The sequence below is a fragment of the Nonomuraea solani genome (assembly GCF_900108335.1).
In the GTDB taxonomy this organism is placed as follows: Bacteria; Actinomycetota; Actinomycetes; order Streptosporangiales; family Streptosporangiaceae; genus Nonomuraea; species Nonomuraea solani.
In genome coordinates, this window is the sequence record NZ_FNVT01000010.1 from 140,414 (window position 1) to 152,970 (window position 12,557).

Below are 12,557 nucleotides of genomic sequence, written 5' to 3' on the forward strand. Positions count from 1 at the left end.
CGACAGGGGCATATCAGTCACCGCTCACGTCGCGCGCGCCGAACGCGAGCACTCCGGCCACCGCCAGCGCCGCCGCGACACCCGTCAGCCAGAGCAGCGGCCCGGCCGTCACCGTGCCGCCGGGCAATTGGGGCAGATGGGTGAAGGGGGACAGGCTCATGACGCGGTCGTCCAGCCGGAGCAGCTCGCCGAGCTGGGCGATCAGCGCGAACGCCACCAGCGCCGCCCACGCCAGCGCCACCAGCCTGGGCAGCGCCCCGAACAGCAGCATCGCCAGCCCCGCCAGCGTCCATCCGGCGGGAGCCTGGAGCACCGCGGCCGCCACCAGGCGCGGCACCTCGGCGGCCGGACCGCCCGCGCGGATCCCGTGCGTGAGACCCGCCGCCAGCCCGCCGGCGGCCAGGATCACCACCGTTCCGGCCAGCGCCGCGCCGAGGTGACCCGCCGTCCACGACGCGCGCCGTACGGCCGTGGCCAGGACCGGTTCGGCCCGGAGCGCCGACTCCTCGGTACGCAGCCGCAGCGTCGCCTGCACCGCGTACCCGCCCGCGACCAGGCCGAGCAGCCCCAGCACGGTCGCCAGGAACGTGTCGACCAGCGCGCCTTCGCCGCCCATCAGGGCCAGCATGGCGGCCAGTCGCGGGTTGTCCTGGATGATCGTGCCCACGCTCTGCGCCAGGGACCCGAACATGCCCCCTGCCACGGCGAACGCCGCCGACCATCCGAGCAGGCTCCCGCGCTGCAGCCGCCACGCCAGCGCCGGCGTGCTCGCCAGCCGGGCTCCCGCGTCCCGTGGGCCGTGCCGGGGCGCGACCAGCCCGGCGCCCAGGTCACGCTGCCCGGCCAGTACGGCGGCCACCGCGACCAGCGCCAGCCCCGTACCGGCGAGCAGGGCGACCGCCCACCACCGCTCCCCGGCGAACGGACGTACCCGCTGGGCCCACCCCAGCGGCGACAGCCACGACACCGCCTCGTCGCCGGTCGCGTCGCCCGAGGCGCGCAGGACGAACGCCAGCCCCAGCGCCGCGACCGCGAGCCCGCGCCCCGTGCGCGCGTGCTCGGTGAGCTGGGCGGCCACCACCGCCACCCCCGCGAACACCCACCCCGCGCCGCCGGCCGCCAGCCCGAACGCGAGCGAGCCCGCCACCGACAACCCCTGAGCGGCCAGGACGAGCGCGGTGACCAGGGCGAGGACCAGGTTCGCGGCGCCCGCGAGCAGGACCGTGGCGGCGACGATCGCGTGCCGGCCGACCACGCAGGCCCCGACCAGCTCGGCCCGGCCGCTCTCCTCGTCGGCCCGGGTGTGCCTGATCACCGTGGTGATGCTCATCAAAGCCGCCAGAACCGTGACGAACGTGACGGCCCGCCAGGCGGTCAGCCCGCCGATCGAGGTGTCGTAGACGGGACCGGTCAGCGCCCGCAGCGCGGGAGCGGAGGTGACGGTCGCGCCGAGCGCGGCACGCCGGCCGGCCTGCGGATACAGGTCGGCGAGCGCCGACCCGATGGCGGCCACGACCACGGCGGGCACGGCGATCCAGACCGGCAGCACCACCCGGTCCCTGCGCAGCGCCAGCCGCAGGAGGGCGAGCGCGCCCTTCGACGCGATCATGGGCCGGTCCGGTAGTGCCGCAGGAACAACTCTTCCAAGGTGGGCGGCCGGCAGGTCAGGCCGCGTACGCCGGCGCCGGTGAGCAGGCGCAGCGCGTCATCGAGGCGCTCGGAGTCGATCTGGAAGCGCACCCGCGTCCCGTTGACGGCCAGGTCGTGCACCCCTTTGAGGCCGGCCAGGCCCTCCGGCACACGGTCGAGCTCGGCGCTGATCGACGTACGGGTGAGGTGCCGCAACTGGGCCAGCGTGCCGGTCTCGACCGCGCGGCCGGCCCGGATGATCGTGACCCGGTCGCACAGGGCCTCGACCTCGGACAGGATGTGACTGGACAGCAGCACCGTACGGCCGCCGTCGCGCTCCTGGTCGATCGCCTCGCGGAAGGCCGCCTCCATGAGCGGGTCCAGCCCGGACGTCGGCTCGTCGAGCAGCAGCAGCTCCACGTCGGAGGCCAGCGCGGCGATGAGGGCCACCTTCTGGCGGTTGCCCTTGGAGTAGGCGCGGCCCTTCCGCGTCGGGTCGAGGTCGAAGCGGTCGAGCAGGGCCGCCTTGCGGCGCGGGTCGAGGCCGCCGCGCAACCGGCCGAGCAGGTCGATGGCCTCACCGCCGGACAGCGTGGGCCACAGCACCACGTCGCCCGGCACGTACGCCAGCCGCCGGTGCAGGGCGACCGCGTCGCGCCAGGGGTCGCCGCCGAGCAGCTCGGCGTGCCCGGCGTCGGCGCGCAGCAGGCCGAGCAGGATGCGCAGGGTGGTGGTCTTGCCCGAGCCGTTGGGCCCGAGGAAGCCGTGCACCTCGCCGGTGCGTACGGTGAGGTCGAGCCCGTCCAGCGCGCGGACCTTGCCGTATCGCTTGAACAGGCCGGTGACGAGGACGGCAGGCATGGGCGCCTCCCTGAAACCCTTCAGGCCCCCGGGACCCTCACCCTACGCCGCCCGACGGGCTCACGGCAGCTCGGCGAAAGGCACGGTCACGGCAGCTCGGCGAAACGCTCCACCTGCTCGGTCCGGCCGGAGACGAGGATGACGTCGCCGTAGGTCAGCTCGGTGTCCGCGGTGGCGTAGGTGAACTCCTCGCCGGGTGGCTTCACCGCCACGATGGTGACGCCGTATTTGCGCCGCAGGTTGGACCGGCCCAGCGGGATGCCGACGTATTCCTTCGGCGGCGTGGTCTTGGCCAGCGCGAAGTTCTCGTCCACCTGCATGTAGTCGAGCATGCGCCCGCTGACCAGGTGGGCCACCCGCTCGCCCATGTCGTGCTCGGGGAAGACGACGTGGTGGGCGCCGATGCGGCTCAGGATGCGGCCGTGCTGGGTGCTGACCGCCTTGGCCCAGATGTCGTTGATCTCCAGCTCGGCCAGCAGCGACGTGGCCAGGATGCTGGCCTCGATGTCGCTGCCGACGGCGATCACCGCCTGGTAGAAGTCGGGCACGCCGAGCTGGCGCAGGGCCTCCATGTCGGTGGCGTCCGCGGTGGCGATCTGGGTGATCCGCCCGGCCAGGCTCTGGGTGATCTTCGGCCGGTGGTCGATGGCCAGGACCTCGGTGCCGCGCCGGGTGAGCTCCAGCGCCAGTGACGTGCCGAACCGGCCCAGGCCGATGACGACGACCGGGTCGCTCTTGTGATCAGCCAACGATGACTCGCTCCTCGGGTAGCTCGTAATGGCGGGCGCGGGTGTTGAGGGCCAGGGCGGACCCCAGCGTGAGCGGGCCGAGCCGGCCGATGAACATCAGGAAGACCAGCAGCAGGTGGCCGGCCACGCCCACGTGGGCGGTGATGCCGGTGGACAGCCCCGCCGTGCCGAACGCCGCGACCACCTCGAACAGCACCTGGTCGAGGGTGTGCGGGGTGAGGGCGAGCAGCACGTAGGTGGACACGGCGACGAGCGCCACCCCCAGCGTGGTGATCGTGACCGCCTGCCGCTGCGTGGCCTCCGGCAGCCGGCGGTGGCCGATGTTCACCCGGGTCTCGCCCCGCAGCTCGGCCCACACGACGAACACCAGCAGCCCGAGCGTGGTCACCTTGAGCCCGCCCGCGGTGCCCGCGCTGCCGCCGCCGATGAACATCAGCAGCTCGGTGGCCAGCCAGCTCGACGGGTACATCTGGGAGATGTCGAGGGAGTTGAACCCGGCCGAGCGCGGCATGACGGCGGTGAAGAACGCCGCCAGCAGCTTGCCGGGATCGTCGAGCGCCCCCAGCGTCCTCGGGTTGCGCCACTCGGTCATCAGGAAGACGAGCGTGCCGAGCACCAGCAGGACGACGGTCATGCCCACGGTGATCCTGGTGAGCACCGTCCACTTGCGCGGGTGCCGCCAGGAGCGGGCCAGCTCGAACACCACGGGAAAGCCCAGCCCGCCGACGATGGTCGCGATCGCGATGGTCAGGCAGATCCACGGGTCGGTGACGAACCGGATGAGACTGTCGGGCCAGAGCGCGAACCCGGCGTTGTTGAACGCCGTGACCGAGTGGAAGGCGCCCAGGTAGAGGGCGCGGCCGAACGACTCGCCGTAGCCGATCATGAAGCGGCCGGTGAGCACGACGGCCGCGATGACCTCGCACACCAGGCTGAACAGCACCACCTTGCGCACCACGCGGCGCACGTCGCTCGTGCTCAGCGTCTTGGTCTCGGCCTGCGCCGCGATCTTGGCCCGCAGACCCAGGCGGCCGGAGATGAGCAGGGTGAACAGGGTGGCCATGGTCATGATCCCGAGGCCGCCCACCTGGACCAGCCCGGCGATCACCACCTCGCCGAACACCGACCAGTGCGCCTCGGTGTCGACCACGGCCAGCCCGGTCACGCAGACGGCCGAGGTCGAGGTGAACAGCGCGGAAACCCAGTCGGCCGGCTCACCGGCGGTGGTGGCCATGGGAAGGGAGAGCAGGACCGTGCCGATGGCCACGGCCACGACGAAGGCGGCCACCACGACCTGTGCCGGGTGCCGGAACCTGGCCGAGAACGAGGGCCCGCGCATCATCGGTCACCGATCTCGATACAGCCACAAGGGCCACGCATCGCGAATGCCTCCCCCGAGAGACTCCAGCCGCCAGTCCATGCCGACCAGACTTCCCGGCGCGCCGCGCACTACCGTAACAGCCCCCAGGACCACCAGCGCACTTACGTCTCCTTGACGACTTCACCACGCGTTCTTGACGCCCTGGCGCACCGGCGTTCCCTCTCCACGCGCCCCTGGAGCCGGTCTCGCCCGGCATGTGGGACGGTAGGCGACATGTCCGATGAACTGCCCCTGACCGTCGACGAGGCGATCGCCGCCACGAGGACCGGCCGGCGTCTCAAGTACCTGTACTTCTGGGGCCACCAGCCCGCCCGCGGCGGCGGGGCCGGCCCCGGCTGCCTGAGCCAGTGGTGGCCGTCCCCCTTCACCGAGGACGGGCACCGGTTCGCCACCGCCGAGCACTACATGATGGCGCACAAGGCGTGGCTGTTCGGGGACGAGGAGAGCGCCGCCGAGATCCTCGGGAGCGGGCATCCGGCCAAGGCCAAGGCGATCGGCCGCACCGTACGGGGCTTCGACGAGGACACCTGGAACGCGCACCGCTCCGCCATCGTGGCGCGCGGCGGCGTGGCCAAGTTCGGGCAGAACGCCGAGCTGGGGGACTACCTGCTCGGGACCGCGAACCGGGTCCTGGTCGAGGCCAGCCCGGTGGACCGGGTGTGGGGCATCGGCCTGACGGCCGACGACCGGCGCGCCGCCGCACCGGAGACCTGGCGCGGCCTCAACCTGCTCGGCTTCGCCCTGATGTCCGCCCGCGCGACCCTTCAGGAGGGCAGGCGCGGGTAGGCGCCTTTCAGGACGGCAGCCGCAGGTAGCCGGGCGGGACGTGGTCCGCCAGCCAGACCCCGTTGGCGCTGCGCCGGAACGGGTGCCCGTCGGCGTGCATGACCCCGGCGGCCACCACCAGCACCACGGGCGCACCCCGCCGGGACCCCACCCGCACGGCCGTCTCCCGGTCGGGCGACAGGTGCACGTGCTGCCGGTTCATCGGCCGCAGCCCCTCTTTCCTGATCGCCACCAGGAACCGCCCCACGGTGCCGTGGTAGAGCACCTCGGGCGGCTCGACGACGGGCAGGCCGAGATCCACCGGGATCGTGTGCCCCTGGCTGGCCCGGATCCGGCCGTCCTCGATCGCGTACCGGCGCTTGTCGTTGACGGCCACGACCTCCCGCAGCTCGTCGGGCGTGATCGTGAACCCGTGCTCGCGGGCCGCCCGCAGAAGGGTCTCCACCTCCACCCAGCCGGCCGGGTCGAGGGTGAGGCCGATGCGCTGCGGGTCGTGCCGCAGATGCCGGGCCAGATATTTTGAAATGCGCACCATGCGCCGCTCTTCCATCCCCGCCATGCTCCCGCGCCCCGCCTCTCCGGGCCAACCGAATTATGAAGGTCCGGCGCACGTTCGGGGCTACGACCGTGCGTTCCCCGGCGAGGGCCGGTAGGCGGGCACGCCCGCCCATTCCGGGGGCGGCTCGCACATTCGGATCCACTCCGGCGGCGGGCTCGTCACGGCGCCGACGATGCCGCCCACGATCGCGCACGTCGTGTCGACGTCCCCGCCCGCCGACGCCGTCGTCCAGAAGGCCGCGGCGAAGTCGTCCAGGTGGCGGGCGGCGGCCCAGAGCGTGAACGGCACCGTGTCCTGTGCCGAGACGGCCCGGCCGTTGCCGAGTTCGCGGGCCGCCAGCACCGGGTCGCCGATCGTCAGCAGGTGCCGTGCTCGTACGATCCCGTCGCGTACCAGACCGGGCGGCGTGTGCTCCAGCACCACGTCGAAGAGCCGCCCGGGCGCCGGACGGGAGCCGGTCGCGGCGGTGGCCGTCGCGACGGCCACCGCGATCGCGCCCGCCACCGCCTCCGGATGCGTGTGCGTGACCTCGGCGGACAGCCGCGCCTGCGCCGCCGCCTCCGGTACGTCCCCGGCGAACCACGCCCCCACCGGCGCCACCCGCATGGCGGCGCCGTTGCCCCACGAGCCCTTCCCGTCGAACAGCTCGGCCGCCAGCGCCCGCCAATCGCCGCCCTCGCGCACCAGGCGCAGCATCCGGCCGGTCGACGGCCCGTAGCCGCGGTCGAAGTCGTGGCGGGCGGCGAAGCTCGCGGCCAGCAGGTCCTGGTCGATGCCGCCGTGCCCGGCCAGGACGCGGTGCACCGAGCAGGCCATCTCGGTGTCGTCGGTCCACTGCCACGGCCCCGGCGGCAGCGCCCGATCGGTCAGGGCCCGCCGGTTGGCCGGGACGTAGAACTGGGAGCCGAGGGCGTCTCCCACGAGGAGTCCGTACAGGGAGGAGGTGGCACGCGCCAGGGATTCGGCTGACATTTGCCCTCATTCTGGCACGCCCGCGCGGCGATGATCGGCCCCCGGGTGTCGCAGCCCGTCCGGAGAGGTCCCCGAAGTTACCTTTGACCAGGGAAAACGCCTTGCCGGGGGAAGGACGCACATGACTCAGACCGACGACTTCGTGGTGGACGTCACCAGGATCCGTGAGCAGGTCCGGCAGAAGATGGAGGACGGGCCGATCACGCAGACCTTCGGCCGCGACCCGCAGAAGATCATCGAGGTGCTCAACGACGTGATCGCGACCGAGGTGGTGTGCTGGCTCAGGTACACCAGGCACGCCATCTCGGCCAAGGGCATCGACCGCGCGCAGGTGGCCGAGGAGTTCACCGAGCACGCCAAGGAGGAGCTCGACCACGCGCTGCGCGCCGCCGAACGGGTCAGCCAGCTCGGCGGGGAGCCGGACTTCGACCCGGGCAGCCTTGTCCAGCGCTCCCACACCGACTACCAGGTCCCGGCCGACACCGACCTGCGCGCCCTGCTGGAGGCCAACCTCTGGGCCGAGCGCATCGTCATCTCCACCTACCAGGAGATCATCCGCTGGCTGGGCGACGGCGACCCGACGACCCGGCGGCTCATGGAGTCGATCCTGGAAGAGGAGGAGGAGCACGCCGACGACCTGACCGACCTGCTCGGAGTCTAGGTTCCGCCTTGGCGTGCCGTTGAGGTGCCCGTGAGGCGGTCGGGGTACGGGCCGGGACATGGACAGCCTGGACAGCCTGCTCGGGACACCCGTCGCCCGGAAGCCGCGCGAGATCGACGTCGAGACGCTGCGCCGGCGTCTGGAGGAGGCGGTGGACGGCGAGGTCCGCTTCGACACGGGCAGCCGCGCCGCCTACGCCAGGGACGCCTCCAACTACCGGCAGGTCCCGATCGGCGTGGTCGTGCCGCGCAGCCTGGAGGCCGGGGCGGCGGCCGTGGCGGTCTGCCGGGCCAGGGACGTGCCGGTGCTGTCGCGGGGCGGCGGCACCAGCCTGAACGGGCAGTGCTGCAACGTCGCCGTGGTGATCGACTGGTCCAAGCACTGCGGCCGGATCGAGTCCGTGGACCCGGTACGCCGGCGGGTCGTCGTCGAGGCCGGGGCCGTGCTGGACGCGGTGGACCGGGCGCTGGCCGCCTACGGGCTGATGATGGGGCCCAGGCCGTCCAGCCATCCGACCTGCACGATCGGCGGCATGATCGGCAACGACTCCTGCGGCGCGTCCGCGCAGGCGTACGGGAAGATGGCGGACTCGGTCCTGCGGCTGGAGATCCTCACCTACGACGGCGTGCGCGCGTGGGTGGGGCCGACCGGCGAGGAGGAGTACGCCCGCGTCCAGGCCGAGGGCGGTCGCCTGGCCGAGATCCACCGGCAGATCCGCGACCTGCGCGACGACACCCTGGAGCTGATCCGCACCCGCTTCCCCCGGCTGGAGCGGCGCGTGTCCGGCTACAACCTCGACCAGCTCCTGCCCGAGAACGGCGGCAACCTGGCCCGCGCCCTGGTCGGCAGCGAGGGCACGCTCGTCACCGTGCTGCGCGCGGAGCTGGCCGTGGTGCCGAGGCCCGCCGCCCGGTCGCTGGCCGTGCTCGGGTTCGACGACATCTTCACCGCCGCCGACGCCGTCCCGGCCGTGGCCGCGCACCGGCCGCTCGCGCTGGAGGCCATGGACGAGACCATGTACCGGCTGGCCCGCGCCGAGCACCCGAACGATCCCGCGCTGCGCGACCTGCCGCCGGGGGCGGGGTGGCTGCTGGTGCAGTTCGGCGGGGACACGCCCGATCAGGCGCGCGAGCGGGCCGAGGCGATGATGCGCGACGTGGGGCGGCGTGAGCGGGGGCTGGCGCCGAACCACCTGTTCCTGGGCGATCCGGTCAGGGAGGACCGGATGTGGCGGCTGCGCGAGTCGGGGCTGGGCGTGGAGGCGTACCCGCCGACGGGGCGGCAGACGTACGAGGGCTGGTCGGACGCGGCGGTGCCGCCCGCGCGGCTGGGGGAGTATCTCCGCGAGTACGACCGGCTGCTGCGCCGCTACGGCTACGCCGACTCGGCCCTGTACGGCCACTTCGGCCAGGGCTGCGTGCACGGCAGGCTCCCGCTCGACCTGCACACCGACGACGGGATCGCCACCTACCGGGCGTTCGCGATGGAGGCCGCCGACCTGGTCGCCGACTACGGCGGCTCGCTGTCGGGGGAGCACGGCGACGGGCAGGCGCTGGCCGAGCTGCTGCCCCGCATGTACGGCGACGGCGTGGTCGAGGCGTTCGGCCGCTTCAAGGCCATCTTCGACCCGCGCGACCGGATGAACCCCGGCAAGGTCGTCCACCCCCGCCGCCTGGACCAGGACCTCGCGCAGCGGCACTTCTACCCGTTGGAGCCCCGGCACACGTTCTTCGGCTACCCGGACGACCACGGGCGTTTCGGCCACGCCGCCACCCGCTGCGTCGGGATCGGCAAGTGCCGGCAGGGCACGTCCGAGGGCGGCGTGATGTGCCCCAGCTTCCGGGTGACGCGGGAGGAGGAGCACTCCACGCGCGGCCGGGCCCGGCTGCTGGCCGAGATGGTACGCGGCGACGTGATCACCGACGGCTGGCGGTCGGAGGCCGTGCGCGACGCGCTCGACCTGTGCCTGTCCTGCAAGGGCTGCCGGTCGGAGTGCCCGGTGAACGTGGACATGGCCACGTACAAGGCGGAGTTCCTCGCCCACCACTACCGGCGCAGGATCCGCCCGATCAGCCACTACTCGATGGGCTGGCTGCCGGTGTGGGCGGCGCTCGCCTCGTCCGCGCCCAGGACGGTGAACGCCCTCACCCACATGCCCGGCCTGTCGCGGCTGGTCAAGGCCGTCGCCGGGGTCGCGGGACGCCGGGAGCTGCCCAGGTTCGCGGACGAGCGGTTCACCGACTGGTTCAGGCGGCGGGACCGGCCGGGGCCGGGCACGCGGGGGCGAGTGGTGCTCTGGGCGGACACGTTCACCGACCACTTCGACCCGCACGTGGGGAAGGCGGCGGTGGCGGTGCTGGAGGCGGCCGGGTTCGAGGTGCACGTGCCGCCGGCGGCGCTGTGCTGCGGGCTCACCTGGATCTCGACGGGTCAGCTCGCGACGGCCAGGCGGGTGCTGGGGCGCAGCGTGCGGGCGCTGCTCCCGTGGGCCGAGGCCGGGGTCCCGGTGGTGGGGCTGGAGCCGAGCTGCACGGCCGTGTTCCGCTCCGACGGGCCGGAGCTGCTCAACACCCCGCAGACCCGGCTGCTCTCCGAGCGCACCCTGACGCTGGCCGAGCTGCTCGAACGGCACGCGCCCGACTGGCGCCCCTCCTCGACCGGCGGCGCGGCCCTCGCCCAGGTGCACTGCCACCAGAGCGCCATCATGGGGTACGACGCCGACCAGGCCGTCCTCGACCGGTTCGGCATCCGGACGGAGGTGCTCGACTCCGGCTGCTGCGGACAGGCCGGAAATTTCGGGTTCGAGCGGCGGCACTACGACGTCTCCGTGGCCTGCGCAGAAGAGGGCCTCTGGCCCGCGCTCCGGTCGGCGGGGCCGGACCAGGAGATCCTGGCCGACGGCTTCTCCTGCCGCACCCAGGTGGGCCACTCAGGAACCGGCCGCAGGGCCCGCCACCTGGCCGAACTCCTGGCGGCGGCCATCGTCCGCCCCTGATCGCCTTGCCGGGCGCCCCAGAGGCGATCTATCATGTCGATGATTCGCGAAATGTCGTCATGAATGGACATGAGATGGCGGACCCCGAGGATCTCGCGTTCGAAGCGCTGGCGGACGGCACCCGCCGCCGGATCCTGCGCCTGCTGGCCGACCACGGCGAGATCTCCGCCTCCGAGATCTCCGAGGCCATCACCAACGTCGGCCGCACCACGGTGTCGAGCCACCTGCGCGTGCTGCGCATGGCCAACCTCGTGGACGAACGCCGTGACGGCCGCTTCCGCTACTACTCGCTCGCCAGAAAACCGGCCGAGGACATGGTGGAGTTTCTGCGCGGGCTGTATCAGGGCTCGCTCGCCGCGCTCAGAGACAGGACGGAGCAACCAGCTCCGGCCGAGCAGAGCGAGGCGACGAAGTGGGCGGAATCTTCGTAAATGAGGAGACCCGCGTCAGCGCTCCCCCCGGGGAGGTGTTCGCCCTGTTCGGGCAGGGCACGGGCGCCGGGTGGCTGTTCGACGCGGCCTTCGACAGTCTGAGACCGGGCGCCGTCGTGCGCTTCCGCATCCCGTGGCCGGCCGCGCTCGGCGGCGACGGCACGCTGGAGGCCACCGGCCGGATCGTCTCCGTACGGCCGGGCCGCCGTCTGGTGCTGGCCCACGAGACGCCGTGGCGCGGCCGGGTGACCTGCACGCTCACCCCCGACGGCACGGGCACCAAGGTCAGGATCGTCGCCGAGATCGACGAGAGCGGGATCGCCTGGCTGCTGGCCAGGAGCGGCTACGACGTGCCGGGCCCGGCCGCCGAGCCGGGCACGCACCCGGTCGGCCTGCTGGTCAGCCTGTCGGGGCCGGCCAGCGTGTTCGCCGCCGCCAGTGAGAACCTCGCCCGCATGGCCGTGGCCGAGGCCAACGCCGACGGCGGCGTGCGCGGCAGCCCGCTGCGGCTGGTCGTGGCCGACGACGCCACCGACGCGCACGTGGGCGCGGCGCGGATGCGCTGGCTCGTGCGGGCGGGCTGCCGGGCCGTGTTCACGAACGTCACCTCGGCGACGTTCGCCGCGATCGAGCCCATCGCGCGCGAGACCGGCGTGCTGCTGATCTACACGCCGGTCAACGAGGGCGGGCGCACCGGCCACGGGCTGCTGCGGCTGGGGGAGCGGCCGGCGGGGCAGCTCTCGCTGGCGGTGCCGTACCTGATGCGGGAGTCCGGCGGGCGGCGCTGGTTCCTGGCGGGCAACGACTACGTGTGGCCGCGGGCGAGCAACCGGCAGGCGCGGCGCATCATCGCCGCGGCCGGTGGCGAGGTCGCGGGGGAGCGGTACGCCAAGATCGGCACCAGCCGCTTCGACCCGCTGCTGGAGGACATCGAGCGGTCGCGCGCCGACCTGGTCGTGTCCACGTTCGTCGGCGCCGACGAGGCGCTGTTCGAGCGGGCCTGCCACGCGGCGGGCCTGCGCGCCCGGGTGCGGACGCTCTCGCTCGCCCTGGACGAGGCCACCCGCGAGCACGTCGGCGACGCGGCCGGAACGGGCCTCTACACCGCCTTCGGCTACTACCAGCAGCTCCCCACCGCGGACAACCGCGCCTTTCTCGCCCGCTATCGCCGGAGTTACGGTTCCGTGGCCCCGCCGGTGTCGAGCATCAGCGAGTCGGTCTACGGGGCCGTTCACCTGTACGCGGCGGCGGCGCGCGGCACGCGTTGCGGTGAGCCCGCCGAGATCGGCCGCGCGCTGCCGGGCAGCACGCTCCAGGGGCCGAGGGGCCGAATCCGGGTGGCCAGGCCCGATCTTCTGGAGCAGGACATGCACCTGGTACGCGCGGTTCCGGGCGGATTCGTGCACGAGGCAACGGCCGAACCCAAATCCCAGGTCCCAAAAGTCTATATGTCGTGACTCATTGACATATTGGGAGCGCTCCACATAGCGTCCCCGGCAGTCGAACCGACCGCCTGGAGGACAGCATGCCTGC

Annotated in this window: 11 protein-coding genes; 5 read left to right on the forward strand and 6 right to left on the reverse strand. The window is 73.1% G+C overall.

Annotated elements, in window-relative coordinates; genetic code table 11:
• Positions 1–13 precede the first annotated feature (13 nt).
• The 4 genes from C4V41_RS32150 to C4V41_RS32165 form a co-directional block, all read right to left on the reverse strand.
• Positions 14–1,609, reverse strand: coding sequence for an ABC transporter permease (locus C4V41_RS32150; protein WP_103959720.1), 1,596 nt, complete (start codon positions 1,607–1,609; stop codon positions 14–16).
• Complete coding sequence (locus C4V41_RS32155; RefSeq protein ID WP_103959721.1) at positions 1,606–2,490, reverse strand: ABC transporter ATP-binding protein; 885 nt, start codon at positions 2,488–2,490, stop codon at positions 1,606–1,608. The genes C4V41_RS32150 and C4V41_RS32155 overlap by 4 nt, the downstream gene beginning before the upstream one ends.
• 86 nt (positions 2,491–2,576) lie before the next feature.
• Positions 2,577–3,239: a potassium channel family protein gene (locus C4V41_RS32160; RefSeq protein WP_103959722.1), complete on the reverse strand. Its 663-nt coding sequence runs from the start codon at positions 3,237–3,239 to the stop codon at positions 2,577–2,579.
• Complete coding sequence (locus C4V41_RS32165) at positions 3,232–4,581, reverse strand: TrkH family potassium uptake protein (RefSeq protein WP_103959723.1); 1,350 nt, start codon at positions 4,579–4,581, stop codon at positions 3,232–3,234. Before C4V41_RS32165 ends, C4V41_RS32160 begins: the two co-directional genes overlap by 8 nt.
• Before the next feature lie 252 nt (positions 4,582–4,833).
• Between C4V41_RS32165 and C4V41_RS32170 the strand changes: the two genes are divergently transcribed.
• Entirely contained in the window at positions 4,834–5,406 is a 573-nt protein-coding gene (locus C4V41_RS32170) for an NADAR family protein (protein WP_103959724.1), read from the forward strand.
• 7 nt (positions 5,407–5,413) lie between these two features.
• Here the strand turns inward: C4V41_RS32170 and C4V41_RS32175 are convergent, their stop codons facing one another.
• Together C4V41_RS32175 and C4V41_RS32180 are read right to left on the reverse strand one after the other, a co-directional pair.
• Complete coding sequence (locus tag C4V41_RS32175; protein WP_456093859.1) at positions 5,414–5,965, reverse strand: RNA 2'-phosphotransferase; 552 nt, start codon at positions 5,963–5,965, stop codon at positions 5,414–5,416.
• A 60-nt stretch (positions 5,966–6,025) separates the two neighbouring features.
• A complete protein-coding gene (locus tag C4V41_RS32180) occupies positions 6,026–6,937 on the reverse strand; it encodes an ADP-ribosylglycohydrolase family protein (RefSeq protein WP_103959726.1) in 912 nt (303 codons plus the stop codon).
• Positions 6,938–7,058: 121 nt separating this feature from the next.
• Between C4V41_RS32180 and C4V41_RS32185 the strand changes: the two genes are divergently transcribed.
• From C4V41_RS32185 to C4V41_RS32200, 4 genes are all read left to right on the forward strand, one after another.
• Positions 7,059–7,598 (forward strand): DUF892 family protein, encoded by a 540-nt coding sequence (locus tag C4V41_RS32185; protein WP_103959727.1) that lies wholly within the window; start codon positions 7,059–7,061, stop codon positions 7,596–7,598.
• A gap of 58 nt (positions 7,599–7,656) precedes the next feature.
• The gene (locus C4V41_RS32190; RefSeq protein WP_103959728.1) at positions 7,657–10,593 is read left to right on the forward strand and encodes an FAD-binding and (Fe-S)-binding domain-containing protein; all 2,937 of its coding nucleotides are present in this window, start codon (positions 7,657–7,659) and stop codon (positions 10,591–10,593) included.
• A 74-nt stretch (positions 10,594–10,667) separates the two neighbouring features.
• Complete coding sequence (locus C4V41_RS32195) at positions 10,668–11,024, forward strand: ArsR/SmtB family transcription factor (protein WP_103959729.1); 357 nt, start codon at positions 10,668–10,670, stop codon at positions 11,022–11,024.
• Positions 11,006–12,481 carry an ABC transporter substrate-binding protein gene (locus tag C4V41_RS32200; protein WP_103959730.1) on the forward strand — a complete coding sequence of 492 codons (1,476 nt, stop codon included), beginning with the start codon at positions 11,006–11,008 and terminating at the stop codon, positions 12,479–12,481. The genes C4V41_RS32195 and C4V41_RS32200 overlap by 19 nt, the downstream gene beginning before the upstream one ends.
• Positions 12,482–12,557 lie beyond the last annotated feature (76 nt).

Coding starts and splice junctions, on each gene's coding strand:
- C4V41_RS32185 (WP_103959727.1), top strand. CDS start 7,059: ATGACTCAGACCGACGACTTCGTGGTGGACGTCACCAGGATCCGTGAG.
- C4V41_RS32195 (WP_103959729.1), top strand. CDS start 10,668: ATGGCGGACCCCGAGGATCTCGCGTTCGAAGCGCTGGCGGACGGCACC.
- C4V41_RS32165 (WP_103959723.1), bottom strand. CDS start 4,581: ATGATGCGCGGGCCCTCGTTCTCGGCCAGGTTCCGGCACCCGGCACAG.
- C4V41_RS32155 (WP_103959721.1), bottom strand. CDS start 2,490: ATGCCTGCCGTCCTCGTCACCGGCCTGTTCAAGCGATACGGCAAGGTC.
- C4V41_RS32150 (WP_103959720.1), bottom strand. CDS start 1,609: ATGATCGCGTCGAAGGGCGCGCTCGCCCTCCTGCGGCTGGCGCTGCGC.
- C4V41_RS32180 (WP_103959726.1), bottom strand. CDS start 6,937: ATGTCAGCCGAATCCCTGGCGCGTGCCACCTCCTCCCTGTACGGACTC.
- C4V41_RS32175 (WP_456093859.1), bottom strand. CDS start 5,965: ATGGCGGGGATGGAAGAGCGGCGCATGGTGCGCATTTCAAAATATCTG.
- C4V41_RS32170 (WP_103959724.1), top strand. CDS start 4,834: ATGTCCGATGAACTGCCCCTGACCGTCGACGAGGCGATCGCCGCCACG.
- C4V41_RS32190 (WP_103959728.1), top strand. CDS start 7,657: ATGGACAGCCTGGACAGCCTGCTCGGGACACCCGTCGCCCGGAAGCCG.